Source organism: Rhodococcus sp. 05-2254-5, from assembly GCF_002258575.1.
Classification (GTDB): domain Bacteria; phylum Actinomycetota; class Actinomycetes; order Mycobacteriales; family Mycobacteriaceae; genus Rhodococcoides; species Rhodococcoides fascians.
Window position 1 is genome coordinate 416,011 of sequence record NZ_NOZG01000007.1, and the last position, 15,124, is coordinate 431,134.

Annotated in this window: 14 protein-coding genes; 7 read left to right on the top strand and 7 right to left on the bottom strand. The window is 64.3% G+C overall.

Annotated features, from left to right (window positions below):
- Positions 1–127 precede the first annotated feature (127 nt).
- A complete protein-coding gene (locus CH278_RS07275; protein WP_048317416.1) occupies positions 128–1,231 on the bottom strand; it encodes an NAD(P)-dependent alcohol dehydrogenase in 1,104 nt (367 codons plus the stop codon).
- A gap of 35 nt (positions 1,232–1,266) precedes the next feature.
- Entirely contained in the window at positions 1,267–2,763 is a 1,497-nt protein-coding gene (locus CH278_RS07280) for an aldehyde dehydrogenase family protein (protein ID WP_094621545.1), read from the bottom strand.
- A gap of 160 nt (positions 2,764–2,923) precedes the next feature.
- On the opposite strand from CH278_RS07280, the gene CH278_RS07285 reads away from it, so the two are divergent.
- The gene (locus CH278_RS07285; protein ID WP_032369239.1) at positions 2,924–3,379 is read left to right on the top strand and encodes a MarR family winged helix-turn-helix transcriptional regulator; all 456 of its coding nucleotides are present in this window, start codon (positions 2,924–2,926) and stop codon (positions 3,377–3,379) included.
- Positions 3,380–3,401: 22 nt separating this feature from the next.
- On the opposite strand, the gene CH278_RS07290 is transcribed toward CH278_RS07285, so the two are convergent.
- Entirely contained in the window at positions 3,402–4,013 is a 612-nt protein-coding gene (locus tag CH278_RS07290; RefSeq protein ID WP_032366821.1) for a TetR/AcrR family transcriptional regulator, read from the bottom strand.
- 96 nt (positions 4,014–4,109) lie between these two features.
- On the opposite strand from CH278_RS07290, the gene CH278_RS07295 reads away from it, so the two are divergent.
- Both CH278_RS07295 and CH278_RS07300 read left to right on the top strand, forming a co-directional pair.
- Entirely contained in the window at positions 4,110–5,630 is a 1,521-nt protein-coding gene (locus tag CH278_RS07295) for an APC family permease (protein ID WP_052053451.1), read from the top strand.
- On the top strand, positions 5,623–7,212 hold the full coding sequence (locus CH278_RS07300) for an amidohydrolase (RefSeq protein WP_032369237.1): 1,590 nt from the start codon (positions 5,623–5,625) through the stop codon (positions 7,210–7,212). The genes CH278_RS07295 and CH278_RS07300 overlap by 8 nt, the downstream gene beginning before the upstream one ends.
- 20 nt (positions 7,213–7,232) lie before the next feature.
- On the opposite strand, the gene CH278_RS07305 is transcribed toward CH278_RS07300, so the two are convergent.
- Positions 7,233–7,664: a MarR family winged helix-turn-helix transcriptional regulator gene (locus CH278_RS07305; protein WP_032369146.1), complete on the bottom strand. Its 432-nt coding sequence runs from the start codon at positions 7,662–7,664 to the stop codon at positions 7,233–7,235.
- Between the two features lie 101 nt (positions 7,665–7,765).
- Here CH278_RS07305 and couN point away from each other — a divergent pair, with 101 nt between their 5' ends.
- Genes couN through CH278_RS07325 form a run of 4 tightly spaced genes read left to right on the top strand, consistent with a single transcriptional unit; the run spans position 7,766 to position 11,588 of the window.
- The gene (couN, locus tag CH278_RS07310; RefSeq protein WP_032369145.1) at positions 7,766–8,674 is read left to right on the top strand and encodes a 4-hydroxyphenyl-beta-hydroxyacyl-CoA dehydrogenase; all 909 of its coding nucleotides are present in this window, start codon (positions 7,766–7,768) and stop codon (positions 8,672–8,674) included.
- Entirely contained in the window at positions 8,671–9,576 is a 906-nt protein-coding gene (gene couO, locus CH278_RS07315) for a 4-hydroxyphenyl-beta-ketoacyl-CoA hydrolase (RefSeq protein WP_094621546.1), read from the top strand. Before couN ends, couO begins: the two co-directional genes overlap by 4 nt.
- Complete coding sequence (gene couM, locus CH278_RS07320; protein WP_032366817.1) at positions 9,573–10,034, top strand: p-hydroxycinnamoyl-CoA hydratase; 462 nt, start codon at positions 9,573–9,575, stop codon at positions 10,032–10,034. Before couO ends, couM begins: the two co-directional genes overlap by 4 nt.
- A 30-nt stretch (positions 10,035–10,064) precedes the next feature.
- On the top strand, positions 10,065–11,588 hold the full coding sequence (locus CH278_RS07325) for an acyl-CoA synthetase (RefSeq protein ID WP_094621547.1): 1,524 nt from the start codon (positions 10,065–10,067) through the stop codon (positions 11,586–11,588).
- On the opposite strand, the gene CH278_RS07330 is transcribed toward CH278_RS07325, so the two are convergent.
- The 3 genes from CH278_RS07330 to CH278_RS07340 all read right to left on the bottom strand — a co-directional run bounded on the left by CH278_RS07330 (position 11,576) and on the right by CH278_RS07340 (position 14,966).
- A complete protein-coding gene (locus tag CH278_RS07330) occupies positions 11,576–12,616 on the bottom strand; it encodes an agmatine deiminase family protein (protein ID WP_094621548.1) in 1,041 nt (346 codons plus the stop codon). The genes CH278_RS07325 and CH278_RS07330 overlap by 13 nt on opposite strands.
- Before the next feature lie 115 nt (positions 12,617–12,731).
- Positions 12,732–14,093: a flavin monoamine oxidase family protein gene (locus CH278_RS07335; protein WP_094621549.1), complete on the bottom strand. Its 1,362-nt coding sequence runs from the start codon at positions 14,091–14,093 to the stop codon at positions 12,732–12,734.
- Positions 14,094–14,246: 153 nt separating this feature from the next.
- Entirely contained in the window at positions 14,247–14,966 is a 720-nt protein-coding gene (locus CH278_RS07340) for a FadR/GntR family transcriptional regulator (protein WP_094621550.1), read from the bottom strand.
- Positions 14,967–15,124 lie beyond the last annotated feature (158 nt).

Sequence of the window (15,124 nt, forward strand, 5' to 3'; positions counted from 1 at the left end):
TCCTGAACACGTAGAAGTCGTTCGGTCGCTTGACGTCTCGTCAGCGCTCGTCACATCGAGTGTGTGGCACGCGACCCCGCCGGTGCGAGCGGACTTCCGGATGCCGGAAGCCCGGTCGGAATCCCGGTCAGAAGAGGAGGACCGGTTTGATCGACGCACCGCTGATCATGTCCGCCACCGCGGAGTTGATGTCGTCGAACCGGTAGTGAGTGATCAAGCGCTGCAGGGGCAATCGACCCGACACGACAAGATCCACCAGCACCGGAATCAGGGTCTGCGTTTCGCTGTCGCCGAGGGTCAGTCCCACGATGCGTCGGCCCGGCAGCATGGCGTTGACGTCGACCGGGACCTCGGTGCCGAAGGGCGGAGCGCCGACGACGACGGCGGTTCCACGAGGGGCCAGGGCATCGATCGCGGTGCGCAGCACCCCTACGTTCCCGGTGGTTTCGATGGCTCCGTCGACGCCGGAGCCCTCGGTCAGTTCTGCCAACGCTGCCGCGGTGTCCTCGCGAGTGGCGTCGACGACGTGGGTCGCTCCCAACTCGGTGGCCAGTTCCAGGCGTTCGGCAACCCGATCGACCGCGATGATCTTGGCCGCGGGAGTGAGAGCGGCAGCCATGATGGCCGAAAGACCCACTGCGCCTGCGCCGGTCACCACGACGGTATCTCCCGGGCGTGGTCGCAGCACGTTCCACACGGCACCGACTCCGGTCTGCACCCCGCAGCCCAGCGGTGCCAGGATCTCCAGCGGTGCGGAGGAATCGACCCGAACCAGGCTCCGCTCGTCCACGATCGCATGATTCGCGAACGACGACTGGCCGAAGAAATGGCCACCGAGCGCAGTGCCGTTGCGCGTGATGGGGCTGGAGCCGTCGGCGCGAGCCCCACCGATGAGGTTGAGCGGCAACCACGTTGCGCAATAGGCGGGATGACCGGCTCGGCAGTTTCCGCAGGTACCGCACGAGGTGAACGACAGCAGAACGTGGTCACCTTCCTGCACGCCGGTGACTCCGGGACCGATGGCTTCGACGACCCCCGCACCCTCGTGGCCGAGGACGCCGGGAAGCGGAAACGGCAGCCCGCCCGCGGCGACGCCCAGATCGGTGTGGCACAAGCCGGCTGCGACGATACGCACGCGCACTTCTCCGCTGCGGGGTTCGCCCAGTTCGACCGGGGACAATGTGAACGCGGCTCCGCCCGATTCGACTACTGCCGCTGTGGTTGTGGTCATGGCACTGCCCTTTCGATTCGGTCGAGGCCTTCGATTCAGTCGAGCGAGATGACGACGGATTTGACCTTGGTGTACGAGTCGAGGCCCTCGGGGCCGTACTCACGGCCGAAGCCGGAGTTCTTGACTCCGCCGAAGGGAACGGCCGGGTCGAGCATCGCCCAGTCGTTGACCCACACGATGCCGGCGTGCAGTCGTGCTGCAACACGATGTGCGCGAGCCACATTCGTCGTCTGCAGACCGGCAGCGAGGCCGTATTCGGTGCCGTTGGCCAGGCGGACCGCGTCGTCTTCGGTGTCGAACGGTTGTACCGTCAGAACGGGTCCGAAGATCTCTTCTCGAACGACCCGCGACGTGGCAGGCAAGTCTGCGATGACGGTGGGGGAGTAGAACGAGCCACCGGCGAGGGGCGTACCGGACAGGTCGGGACGGTGCCCGCCGATGACGATACGGCCGCCGTCGCGGCGGGCGATGTCCACGTACTCCTCGACCTTGTGCACGTGCCGCTCTCCGGCCATGGGTCCGACCACCGTGGCCGGATCGAACGGGTCGCCGACGGGAACACCGGGAATCGCCTGGGCCAGAATGTCCAACACCGTTTCGTATCGAGAGCGCTGGACGAGCAGGCGCGGGCCGCCCATGCAGAACTGCCCGGAGTTGAAGACGAACCCTTTGATGATCGCTCCGATCGCCTTGTCGATGTCGGCGTCCTCGAACACGATGTGCGCGGCGTTGCCACCCAGTTCCATCGTCACCGGTACCAGGTTGCGGCCTGCGACCCCGGCAGCGTGCCTGCCCACAGCCGTTGACCCGGTGAATGCGATCTTGTCGACTCCCGGATGCTGCAGAAGTGCCTCTCCCGCAACGGAACCTGTTCCGGTGACAACGTTGATCACGCCTGGCGGTACGCCCGCCTCGGTCAATATGTCAGCCATCAGCAATGCGCTGAGCGGGGTGTCCTCGCTGGGTTTGTGGACCACGGTGTTACCCGCAGCGAGTGCAGGCGCGATCTTCGAACTCGACAAAATCAGCGGAAAGTTGAAGGGGGTGATCGCGGCGACCACACCGAGCGGTTCTCTGCGCGTGTACGCGTGCGCAGACAGCGGAGTGTCGCGATGCGATCCACCGAGCGTCTGAGCCAGTGCGGAGCAGTACTCGTACTGCTCCGCGGAGGTCAGTACGTCCACCGGGCGGCACAACGACACCGGCTTACCCACATCGGCGCTTTCGACGGCAACGATCTCGTCGGCGCGTTCGCGGATGAGCTGACCGGCTCGGTGCAGAATGCGTGCCCGTTCGCGTCCGGGCAGTGACGACCAGCGGCCGTCGTCGAAGGCGGTGCGAGCTGCGGACACTGCTGCGTCGACGTCTACAGCGGACGCCTCGGACACGGAGGTGAGCACCGCTCCCGTCGACGGATCGAGCACGTCGGATCGGCCACCTGCGGCAGCGTCACGCCAGTGACCGTCGACGAAGAGCCGTCCGGGAGTGACGTCGGGTCGGGTGAGAGTGACGCTGTCGTCGGTGATCGTCATGAACGCCTCGCTTCGATGGCCGGCTGTGACCTGATTAACAGGGTTCCTTATATACAACCGCGCGCATGCGCGGAAAGCAATAGGCGATCCAGTTGCCGGTCGGCGGCATTCGGTAATTAGGCTGCAGACACACGCGAGTTCGGAAAGCGAGGTGGTGAACGTGGCATCGAGGCCGTCGTCGGCAGGCGAGCAGCCGACGCTGCTCTACGCCATCAAGCAGGTCGAGCTGGCGGTGCGGGCCCAGATGGATGCGCTGTTGCGGCCGATGAACATCACTGCCGTGCAGTACACCGCGCTGACGGTGCTACGTCGACGCGACGGGCTGTCGTCCGCGGAGTTGGCACGCAATTCCTTCGTGACGGCTCAGACGATGGGCGAGATGATCGCCGCACTCGAGAAGCGTGGATTGGTCACTCGCCGAACGGATCCGGCCAACAAACGGCGGATGCTCACGAGCTTGACCGAGGAAGCACGACGCTTGCTCGCAGAGTACGACGCGCAGATCGGTGACCTGGAGGACCGCATGGTCGCCGATCTGTCGCCGCGTCAACGAGACGAATTCCGCGGCTTCCTCCGTAGTTGTCGCCTGGCTCTCGGACACACCGGGGCGCACTGAGCCCCGAGGAGCGGAGGGTGCGTCAGCGATTGCCCAGGCGGTGTTGCAGGCCCGTCAGCAGTGCCGACAGTCCCAGCTCGAAGGCGACGTCGGTGGGGTTCGGCTGTTCCTCGGGATCGCCCACCGCAGCAGTGAGGGCCGGGTGCATCTGCGGGTCGGGTGTGTAGAGGTTACCGCCGCTGCCCATGTCGAGGGCCGAGCCGAGAATGAAGTTGTCGAACGCGATGATGATCGGAAGTACCTCGGGCCAAGCGAAGCCCGCATCGTGCAGACCGTCGGCGATTCGCTCGTACTCGGACAGCGATTCGCGGTCGCGGATGCGTGAGGTCGCGAACAAGCGAATGGACCCGGGGTGACGGGCGAACGCCGCTCGATACGACCACGCCAACCTCTTCAATGCCTCGTCCCACGGGCCCGTTCCGAAGCCCGTGTTGTCGATCTTGCGACCGATTCGAGCCCGCATTCGATCGATCACTTCGTCTTTTCCGGACACGTGGTGGTACAGCGAGGATGGATGCACGGCGAGTTTGGAGGCGAGCTGTGCAACTGTGAAATCGCCTGTGGCGTCGGTGATCTGAAGTGCGGCATCGACGATGCGATCGACATCGAGTAGTGCTGTCTTCGGCCTTGCCACGTGTACTCCATTTCGCCGGGGTCTTTCCAAACTGTCTTCTGTGGTCTACGTTACGTCAAAACCAAACATCGTTGGATTAATCACACGGAGCCGGCCATGACCATCCCCCAACATTCCGGGCAGCCGAATGCCCTCGATAGTTCCAGCCTCAACTCACGCGACATCGTCTTCTTCGTCGTCGCGGCAGCGGCACCGCTCACCGTCATGGTGGCCGTTGCTCCGATCGCGTTGCTGATCGGTGGGATCGGCGCTCCCGCCGGATACCTGTGCGCCGGTCTGATCAGCACGGTGTTCGCCATCGGCTTCACCAAGATGGCGCGGCACGTGCACAACAACGGCGCGTTCTACTCCTACATCCGGATGGGTCTGGGCAAAGTTGCCGGTCTCGGTAGCGCTCTGGTGGCCGTGGCGGGGTACACCCTCCTGCAGATCAGCACCTACGGGTTGTTCGGAGCGGTCACCAAGGCGACGATGAACGACTTCGTCGGAGTCGACCTACCCTGGTGGCTGTGGGCGTTGGTCGCTGCGGCGATCGTGTCCGTGCTGGGATATCGATCGATTCGGGTGGGGGCCAAGGTCCTCGGCGTGCTGCTCGTTCTCGAAGTGCTGGTGCTGCTCGTATTGGCGATCGCAGTGATCGCCAAGGGCGGTGCGAGTGGTCTGAACCTGCAGCCGTTCTATCCCGAGAACGTCTTCACCGGATCGATGGGGGCGGTACTGGCCGTGTCGTTCGCCGCGTTCGTGGGCTTCGAGGCAACCGCCCTGTTCCGCAACGAGGCGGTACGACCGGACCGGACGGTCCCCCGCGCAACCTATGCCGCGGTCATTTTCCTCGCGGTCTTCTACTGCTTCATCGTCTGGGTTGCGGTCATGGCGTTCGGCGCCGAGAACGCGGTCGCCGCGGCTGCATCGGATCCTGCCGGTTTCTTCTTCACCGCCATGCAGACCTACGTCGGTAGTGCGGCAACGGATGTGATGCGCGTGCTGATCGTCTCGAGTGGACTCGCGGCTCTGCTGGCCTTCCACAACGCGATCACCCGGTACGGCTATGCGCTCGGTCGTGAAGGAATCTTCCCGGTGCGGCTCAGCCACGTGCACAGCAAGCACTTGTCTCCGCACATCGCCAGCATCGCGCAGACGGCGACGGCCGTAGTGGCCATCGCGTGTTTCGCCGCGGCCGACGTCGATCCGGTCCTGCAGTTGGCTGCGTGGACGGCGAGTACGGGAACCGTGGGAATCCTTGCGCTGCAATGGCTCACCTCTCTCTCGGTTGCCGTGTTCTTCCTGCGCGGTAGAGAAGTGGCACGGGATCGGGGCGCGGCACTCGCTGGAATCGCCGCGTTCGTCCTGATCGGAATCGCTCTGTACCTCGTCGTCGACAAGATCGAAATCGCCACCCTGACGACCGACCCGGTGGTGAACACCGTCGCCTCCATCGGATCCGTCGTGGTGTTCGCGTTGGGTTCGGCAGTGGCCCTGTGGATCCGGGCACGCCGCCCCCAGGTGTACGCACGGCTGGGGACGACCGACATCGATTCCGAGATACTGCCCGATACCCAGGCCGGACCGTCGACCGCACTACCTACCGATGATGCACGAGGAGTGCGACATGACTGATGCGACACTGATTCTGATGAACGCCACGGTGCTCACCCAGGTCGATGGTGCCGAGCCGCAGCAGGCCGTCGCCGTTCGAGACGACCGAGTGATCGCACTCGGGAGTACCGACAACGTCCTGGGGTGCAGTGGTCCCGGAACGAAGATCATCGACCTGGCCGGGAGCACTCTGACACCCGGATGGGTCGACGCCCACACGCACGTGGTGCAAGGCGCGTTGATGTCACTCGGGGTGGATTTCAGTCGGTGCGAGAATCTGGACGACGTGCGTCGGGTACTGCACGATGCGCACCCGACGGACGGTTGGATTCGCGGCTGGGGCCTGAACCACAACGTATTCGGCGGCCGAGCTCCTAGCTTCGAAGCCATCTCCGACTCGGTCACGACCCCTGTTCTCATTCGGTTCTACGACGCGCATTCGTCGCTGGCCAATCGGGCTGCACTCGATATTGCCGGCGTGACCGGCCAAGAGACCTTCGACCACGGCGGTGCCCGAGTGGCGGTGGACAGTGGCGGGAAGACCACCGGTCACCTGATCGAGGAGCCGGCCATCCATCTGGTGGAGGCGGTCATGCCTGCCCAGAACGTCGTCGCGGCGAAGTCTTTGTTACGCACCGTGACCGAGGAGATGGCGTCGGTCGGGCTGACCGGGGTGCACGTCATGGACGACCTCCCCGGGACCGTCGAGATGATCCGGGCGCTCGACGAGGACGACGCCGGACTGCGGTTCTGGGTGTACGGCTGGGTCCAGCCGGATCATCCTGCCGATCGGGTCGCAGAACTGGCTGCGCTGGTGCACGGTACCGCCGGGGCGCGGTGGCGATACGCGGGCGCAAAACTGTTCATGGACGGAACCGTCGAAGGTGGGACGGCGTGGTTGTGTCACCCGGACCTGTACGGCGACGGTACCCGGCCGTCGTGGACCGACCCGGAACGGTATGCGGCCGTGGTGCGCGAGCTCGACCGCCGTGCAGTGTCGACCACTACTCATGCGATCGGTGATGCCGCTGTGCACCACTGCGTACGGACGCTGGCAGCCCTCGGGAAGGGGGTTCGGCATCGCCTCGAACACCTCGAGACCGTCTGTCCCGAGGATCTGACAACGATCGCGGACGCCGGTATTGCCGCATCGATGCAGCCGACCCATTGCACCAGGTACACCCGAGCGGACGAGGCCGACGACTGGTCTCGGCGCATGGGCCGCGATCGTATCGACCGTGGTTGGCCGGTGGCCGAGCTTCTCGATCTCGGTGTGACCGTTGCGCTCGGATCCGATTGGCCGGTAGCACATTTCGATCCCCGAGTCGTGATGGCCGATGCCCGGCTACGCCGCCCCGCAGGCCTGCCGGCCGACCCTCCTCGTCAACCCCGGCAGGCGATTTCGGCTCGACAAGCCCTCGACGGGTACACCACCCACGCCGCGGCGGCGGCCGGTCTGACCGACGGAACCGGAACCATCGTCGTCGGTGGTCCCGCAGATTTCACCGCAGTCGGCGGCGACCTGATGGGCCCGGCGGATCGAATTCCCGAACTACCGATCATCGCGACGGTCGTCGGCGGCAGGGTTGTCTACGAACGGTGATCGGCCTACGTGTGCAAGATCTACTGTGCGCGGACGATGGACTGCAGTGACTGCCGCAGCTCTCGGACACCGCGGTCGCCGAGGGCTGAGAGCGTGGCGGATTGGGTCGCCGCGAGCGCGCGCTGTGCGTCCACGCACAGCGCGCGGCCGGCGTCGGTCGCGTAGATGCGCTTGTTTCGTCGATCGCCGGGGTCGACCCGTCGGGTGATCAGCTCGCGGACCTCCAGATCGTCCACCAACGCCACGATCTGACTGGGGTCCAAGCCCAGTTCCTCCGCGAGCTGCCGCTGGCCGAGTCCGTCCGAATGTTCGCAGGCCAGGGCCAGCACGGAGTACGAACGTACGCGCAGCTCGAAGGGTGCCAGTGCCGTTTTGGCGGCGGCCGTCAGCGACGTTCCCGCGCGCGTCAGCAGGAATCCGATGTCGTCGGACAGGGGTGCGATGTCGGTCATGAGGCTCCTCGTATCGGCGGTAATTCTAGCAAACGTAAATCATTGACTTTCTCAATTATTGATGGTTTTGTCAGTCTGGTAACCACGAAGAGGAGAGAGCTATGAATCTCGACAACAAGGTCGCTGTCGTCACCGGAAGCGGCCAGGGGCTCGGACTTGCGTATGCCCAGGACCTCGCGCGCCACGGTGCAGCAGTCTTGATCAACGACGTGAACCAGGCGACAGCCGACGCGGCTGTCTCCTCGATCGTCGACGCGGGTGGACGGGCAGTGGCCGTCGTGGCTCCGGTGGGCAGCACCGAGACCGCACAGAAGTTGGTGGCAGGCGCGGTCGAGGCGTTCGGTCGCCTCGACGTCATGGTCACCAACGCGGGGATCCTGCGCGACAAGGTGTTGTGGAAGATGACCGACGACGACTTCGATGCCGTCGTGAACGTTCATCTCCGCGGCACGTTCACCTGCGCACGCGAAGCAGCCGTTCACTTCCGCGCTCAGGGTGAGGGCGGCCGGATCGTGTGCATCGGCTCTCCTGCCGGTCAGCGCGGAAATTTCGGACAGACCAACTACTCCGGTTCCAAGGCCGGGATCGTCGGGATGGTGCGGACCTGGGCGATGGAACTCCAGCGTGCAGGTGTCACCGTGAACGCGGTGTGCCCGGTGGCGGCCACGGCGATGACCGAGACCATTCCGTTCCTGCAGCCGTACATCGAGGCCATGCACAACGGGGATCCGTTGCCGCCGTTCGCCCGTCGTGAACTCGGGTTCGGGACCCCAGCGGACGCCGCAGGAATCGTCTCTTTCCTGGCAAGCGACGCGAGTGCAGACGTGACCGGTCAGGCATTCGCCGTCGGCGGTGACCGCCTGGCACTGTGGACGCACCCGGACATGATCGCCACGAGCTATCACGACGGCGGCTGGTCGGCCGAGGACATCGCCGCTGTCTGGCCGTCGACGTTCGCGGACAGCCTCGAATCGGTCGGAGAGAACCTCCCCGTCGAGCCGGCGCGATGAGCTCGAAATACCAGTGCGCCATCGACTTCGACTCGATACTGGCACTCGATGTGCACACTCATGTGGAGATCGACGGGTGCGGACACCGCGCACTGGACGACGAATTGATGACCGCGTCGGAGAAGTACTTCAAGTCGGGCGAGGACCGTACTCCAGCGATCGACACCATCGCCGAGTACTACCGGGCCCGCAACATGGCCGCAGTGGTGTTCACCGTCGATGCCGGTGCGGCGTCCGGACATTCACCGAACTCGGTGGAGGAGATCGCCGAGGGGGCGGCACGCCACAACGACGTGTTGATCCCTTTCGGCTCGGTCGACCCGTGGCAGGGTAAGGCCGCCGTGCGGCGGGTGCACCGGCTCGTCGAGGAGTTCGGGGTGCGCGGTTTCAAGTTCCATCCGAGCATGCAGGGCTTCGAGCCGAACGATCGCCGCTTCTATCCGATCTACGAGGCCATCACCGAAGCCGGAGTACCCGCGCTCTTCCACACCGGACAAACCGGTATCGGTGCCGGACTTCCCGGCGGGCACGGCATCAAGTTGCGCTATTCCGATCCGATGCTGCTCGACGACGTCGCCGCGGACTTCCCCCAACTGACGATGATCATGGCGCACCCCGCGGTGCCGTGGGCGGACGCGCAGATCTCGATCGCCACGCACAAATCGAACGTGTACATCGACCTGTCGGGTTGGGCACCGAAATACTTTCCGCCTCAACTGGTGCGGGCGGCGAATTCCATGCTGAAGCGAAAGGTGTTGTTCGGCTCGGACTTTCCGGTTCTGACGCCGGATCGTTGGATGAAGGACTTCGCCGAGCTCGACATCAAGGACGAGATTCGTCCACTCGTGTTCAAGACCAATGCACTGGCCGCACTCGGCCTGTCCGCCAAGGAGACATCATGACCACCCGCGTCGCCACTCTCGCCGAGTTGAAGAACCTCGAAGGCACCGAACTGGGAACCAGCTCGTGGATCGAGGTGCCGCAACAGCGCATCGACACCTTCGCCGACGCCACCGACGACCATCAGTGGATTCACGTCGATCCCGAACGGGCCAAGGCCGAAAGCCCCTTCGGTGGTCCGATAGCGCACGGCTATCTGACTCTGTCGCTGATCATTCCGATGTGGGACGAGCTACTGGTCGTCGACAGCGTCACCACGAAGATCAACTACGGATTGAACAAGGTTCGCTTCACCAACCCGGTCCCCGCCGGCGGCCGAGTGCGCCTGGCCGCCACGCTGAAGGGGTACGAGGAGCTGCCCAAGGGCGGAGCTCAGCTGACCGTTGCCGCGACGATCGAACTCGAAGGCAGCGAGCGCCCCGCGGTCGTCGTCGAGGCCGTCTACCGCATGTTCGACTGAGATCACGGACCCGAGAGGAACAGATTTCAGATGCGTAATCAAGGCGTCGGTTCGTGGATCCGTCGACGTACCAGGCAGTGCCCGCGAGCAACGGCACTCGAGTTTCGCGGCCAGGTCTCGACCTACGAGCAACTGGACGAGCGCACCACCCGGCTCGCGCACGGTCTACGTGAGCTGGGGGTGGGCCCCGGGGACCGGGTCGGGCTGTTGTCCACCAATCATCCCGCCTACCTCGAAGTACTGTTCGCCTGTGGCGTGCTCGGAGCGATCTTCGTGCCACTCAACGCACGGTTGACCGCACCGGAAGTTGCTTTCGCAGTGCAGGACTCGGGGCTGTCGTTGTTGGTGCATTCCGAGGCCTTGCACGACGTCGCGACCTCGGCGGTCGGTGACGGCCCCACGCGTCGCCTCACGCTCGGCGAGGAGTACGAATCGCTGATCGCGGCGGCCCCCTCGACGCGCATCGACGAATCGGTGGAGGGTGCGGATCTGTGTTTTGTCATGTACACCTCCGGTACGACCGGTAAACCCAAAGGCGTCGTGATGACTCACGACAACGTGCTGTTCGCCGTTCTCAACGCAGTCCTCGATCTGGACCTGTGCAGCGACGAGGTAGCCCTGGTCTGCGCTCCGCTGTTTCACACCGCCGCGCTCGACATGGTTGCGTTACCCGTCCTGTTCAAGGGCGGCTCGGTCGTCATCGAGGAAGGGTTCGATGCCGGACGCGTGCTCCATCTGGTCGAATCGCGCTCGGTCACGTACACGTTCGGAGTGCCGACGATATTGGACTCGCTCGTGTCGCATCCCGCGTGGGACGACACGGATCTCACGTCGCTACGCCGGGTGGTGGTGGCCGCCGCACCGGTGCCGCCGCGCACGCTCCGCACGTATTCCGAACGCGGGATCAAGATGTGTCAGGGCTACGGGCTCACCGAAAGTGGTCCTGGCGCAACGATGCTCGCTGCTGTCGACGCCGAACGAAAAATGGGCACCGCGGGTGTTCCGCATACCTTCTCCGACGTCAGGATCGTCGACGCGATGTCGCAGCCGGTGGAACCGGGGGAGCGGGGTGAGATCCAGATCCAGGGTCCTCACGTGATGAAGGAATACTGGGGTCGTCCCGACGCGACCGCCGACGTGTTCGACGACGGCTGGCTTCGTACCGGCGACGTCGGAATTGCCGACGCGGAGGGATTCGTCACGATCGTCGATCGACTCAAGGACATGATCATCTCGGGCGGAGAGAACATCTATCCGGCCGAGGTCGAAGCGGCACTTCTCGAACTGCCCGGCATCGACAGTTGCGCAGTGTTCGGTGTACCGGACGAGAAATGGGGCGAATCTGCCGTTGCCGCAATCACTGTCGTCGAGGGAGCAGAGGTCGACCTCGATGCCATCGCGGACGCGCTCGACGGCCGACTCGCGCGGTACAAGATCCCCAAGCGTTACATCCTCGTCGACGAGATCCCGCGCAATCCGACGGGCAAGATCCGCAAGAACGAGTTGCGGGAGCAGTATTCGATACCTGCTCCCGCGTCCACTCAGTCCGTCTGAGCCTGTGGCTGGTTCTGTGTGATGCAGTGAATTCCGCCCCCGCGGGCGAAGAGTGGCCGAGCGTCGACGGTGACGACGGTGCGGCCCGGGTATGCCGCCGACAGAATGGCAGCAGCCTCTTCGTCCGCGGGATCGCTGTAGCTGCAGGCGATCACACCGTCGTTGACGACGTAGTGGTTGATGTAGCTGTAATCGACGAAGCCCTCCTCGTCGCGGAGAATCTCCGGTGCCGGGACTTTCACGATGGTCCACTTCTCACCGCGTGCGTCCGTGCTGTTCTCGAAGATCTCGAACACGGCCTTGCTGATGTCGTGATCGGGGTGTTCGGGATTGCGTTGGTCGTGCACCAGAACGACGCCGGGCGAGGGGATGGCAGCGACGATGTCGACGTGGCCTCGGGTTCCGAACTCGTCCGCGTCACGGGTGAGTCCACGAGGAAGCCAGATCACCGTGGTGGCGCCGATCGTGCGGGCAAGTTCGGCCTCTACATCGGCCTTCGACAGCGTGGGATTGCGACCGGGATCGAGTTGTACCGTCTCGGTGACGAGAACCGTTCCCAGTCCGTCCACCTGAATACCACCGCCCTCGTTGACGATCGGTGAATCGATCATCTCGGCACCGGACTTCTCGACGACGAGCGCGCCGATCTTCGAGTCCTTGTCCCAGCGCGCCCAGTCCTGCGCGCCCCAGCCGTTGAACACCCAGTCGACGCCGCCGACACGGCCGTCCTCGGACAGCACGAACGTGGGCCCGATGTCGCGCATCCAGGCGTCGTTCAACGGTGCCTCGAGGATGTCGATGGGGAATGTGCTCTCGGACGAGAGGTAGGTGCGTGCGACGGCACTTTCGGCGGGGTCGACGACCACGGTGACCGGCTCGAATCGAGCGACCGCCTGCGCGACCTCGGCCCACGTGGTGCGAGCCTCGTGGTGCTCCTCGGGCGTGTCACCGAGCGAATACCCCTCGCACGGATAGGCCATCCAGGTCCGTTCGTGCCGAACACCTTCGGCCGGCATCGTCCACGTCATCACTGCCTCCCGAGGTTCGAGGCCGCAGCAGCGGGCGAGTTGTGTTCTGTGACAGTGCGCATGTGTGTCCTCGGTGCTAGGTGTGGGTCTGCGGTGTGCGATCGAAGATCGGGTGTCAGGAAACGATTCTCGAGACGATGTCCGCGGCGGTGCGATGACCCATGCGGATTGCGCCGTCGACGTGTTGGTAGCCCTCCGCGGCGATGTCGGAGCAGGAGAAGTGAATCGGGCCGACGGGAGTGCGGCTGTCCTTGCCGTAGCGGTGCAGACCCCCCAGATCGAAACTGGCCGCGTACGCACCACGGGTCCATTCTTCCGAACCCCAGTCCGACTCGTAGTAGACGACCGGCTCGGTTGCCTTGGGCCCCAGATAATGTGCGATCGATTCGAGGATCTTCGCGCGGCGCTCCTGCTCGTCGAGCTCGAACATCGCGTCTGCCTTGGCGTCGGACACGAAGCCGACCAGTGTTCCGCGGCTGTCCTGATAGTTGGTGTTGTCGTACACCTCCTGCACGATCTCTGAGGCACCGAAGCCGGTTCCTGACAGCCCGTCCTCGCGCCAGAACGGGGTGTCGTAGACGGCATGGACCTTGATCACCAGTCCGAGGGACTGATGCTGGTGCATCTGATGCTGGCGACGCGGGAGCGGCGGGTCGTAGGAGATGCGCGAATACAGGTTCGGTGGAACGGCGAGAACGACCCGCTTGGCGTGTACCTCGATGTCACCGTCGGCGAATACCGTTGCGCCGTCGGAGTTCCACCGCACCGTTCGCACCGGCGCGTCGAGGATGACGTCGTCGCCGAGGGCGGCCGCCATGCGGATCGACACCTGCTGCATGCCACCGACGACGCGCTTGTCGAGGATGAAGTTCTCGTCCACCAAGTGCGAGAACGATCCCGCCGATGCGGCCATCAAGACTGCTTGCAGAGCCGAGAACGCGTGCGCAGGTTTGGTGAGCATGCCACCGGCGATGAACATGCCGATGTTTCCTCGTGCCTCGGCATCGTCGGACTCACGAATCAGCCACTGCTCGAACGAGATCGTGTCCAGTTCACGCGCCAGCGGGTGCGCCCACGGCTCCTCGGGGCCGACCTGGGCGGCCAAGTCGTCGAGCAGAGCGACGAGTCGGTCCATCTCTTTCTCGGTGGTCTCGTCGACGGGGAACGAGTCACCCGAGTAACGGGTCCGCTCGCCCGCGGCGGAGATGTAGACGGACTCGCCCTCGCGGTATCGGTCGAACGTCTCGAGGCCGAGCTCACCGATCAGCGCGATGAGAGATTCCTGATCGGGTGAGACCCACTGACCGCCGATTTCGAGGCTCGCACCGTCGATGGTGTTCGTCCAGGTACGTCCTCCGACGCGGTCACGCGCTTCCAGCACGGCGACGGACAATCCTGCTTTACGGAGCTCGGTTGCTGCGGCCAGGCCGGAAGGGCCGGCCCCGACGATAGCGACGTCACGGTCGAGGGTGGGCACTGTCGAGCTCCTTTGTTCGCGGTCGATCGGCCCGAGCCGATAGCACCTCGATTCTGTCCGGAATCCACCCGATCCGCACACGACGAAGTGGCCAATCGAGCGCATTCACGCGCACCGTTTCGGACAACAGGCTGGTGCGATCGGCGGTAAAAGTCAGTGCGCGAGCGGTGTGATCGCCTCGAGCACGTCGGCAAGGTGATCGTGCATCGCCTTCCGGGCGCGAACCGGATCACGTTCTGCAATAGCGTGATAGATGCTGCGGTGGGCATCGACGGAGCGTTGCATCCGCTGCTCGGTCTGAAAACTCGCCTGCCTCGACGGTGCCATCCACTCGTTGGTCTCGGTCACGAGCCTGGTGAGCATGGAGTTGTGGGCAAGCCCGGCGATCGCGAGATGGAACTGCACGTCGCAGAGTTGCATCACCTGCAGAGACGGCGGCCGATTTACGAGCTCTCGCTCGGACGTTTCGAGTGGAGTGCGTAAGGCATGTAACTCGGACGTGCGGTGGCGGACGGCGGCACGCTCGGCAATGGGTGGTTCGACGACCGTGCGTAGATCCATCACCTCGCGAACGGTGCGTTGGTCGCTGCTCATGCTTCCGAAGATGCTTCCTTCGGCCAGAGCGCGCATCTCCAGTGGTGCGACGATGCGGCCGGCTCGGGGTTTACGCGTCAGATAGCCCCGCAATTCGAGGTCCTGAAGTGCATGGCGGATCGAGATTCGCGACGCTCCGAGCATCGTCACCAGGGCGCGTTCGCTGGGCAGCTTCGATCCCGCTTCGACGCGACCGCTGTCGATCAGCTGCGCGATCCTGGCGCTGAGCAGCTCGGGGACCGACGCCGCTTCGACGTCTATTTCGGACCACGCTGTCATGGAAAGCCCCGTCCCCGCAGGTTACGAACTGGTCCTACCAAAATACCAGATTCACTCTGTTTCCCCAGTAAAGATCCGTTGACGTGTAAATATCCCACTCTTCACCTTGACGGTCTGGTCCTACCAGTTTTAGATCAACACATCGTGACAACGGTCAC

Excerpts from the sequence above, each read along its gene's own strand:
- CH278_RS07280 (WP_094621545.1), bottom strand. The coding sequence starts at position 2,763 with ATGACGATCACCGACGACAGCGTCACTCTCACCCGACCCGACGTCACT.
- CH278_RS07340 (WP_094621550.1), bottom strand. The coding sequence starts at position 14,966 with ATGACAGCGTGGTCCGAAATAGACGTCGAAGCGGCGTCGGTCCCCGAG.
- couM (WP_032366817.1), top strand. The coding sequence starts at position 9,573 with ATGACCACCCGCGTCGCCACTCTCGCCGAGTTGAAGAACCTCGAAGGC.
- CH278_RS07305 (WP_032369146.1), bottom strand. The coding sequence starts at position 7,664 with ATGACCGACATCGCACCCCTGTCCGACGACATCGGATTCCTGCTGACG.
- CH278_RS07325 (WP_094621547.1), top strand. The coding sequence starts at position 10,065 with ATGCGTAATCAAGGCGTCGGTTCGTGGATCCGTCGACGTACCAGGCAG.
- CH278_RS07330 (WP_094621548.1), bottom strand. The coding sequence starts at position 12,616 with ATGACGTGGACGATGCCGGCCGAAGGTGTTCGGCACGAACGGACCTGG.
- couO (WP_094621546.1), top strand. The coding sequence starts at position 8,671 with ATGAGCTCGAAATACCAGTGCGCCATCGACTTCGACTCGATACTGGCA.
- CH278_RS07295 (WP_052053451.1), top strand. The coding sequence starts at position 4,110 with ATGACCATCCCCCAACATTCCGGGCAGCCGAATGCCCTCGATAGTTCC.
- CH278_RS07300 (WP_032369237.1), top strand. The coding sequence starts at position 5,623 with ATGACTGATGCGACACTGATTCTGATGAACGCCACGGTGCTCACCCAG.
- CH278_RS07275 (WP_048317416.1), bottom strand. The coding sequence starts at position 1,231 with ATGACCACAACCACAGCGGCAGTAGTCGAATCGGGCGGAGCCGCGTTC.
- couN (WP_032369145.1), top strand. The coding sequence starts at position 7,766 with ATGAATCTCGACAACAAGGTCGCTGTCGTCACCGGAAGCGGCCAGGGG.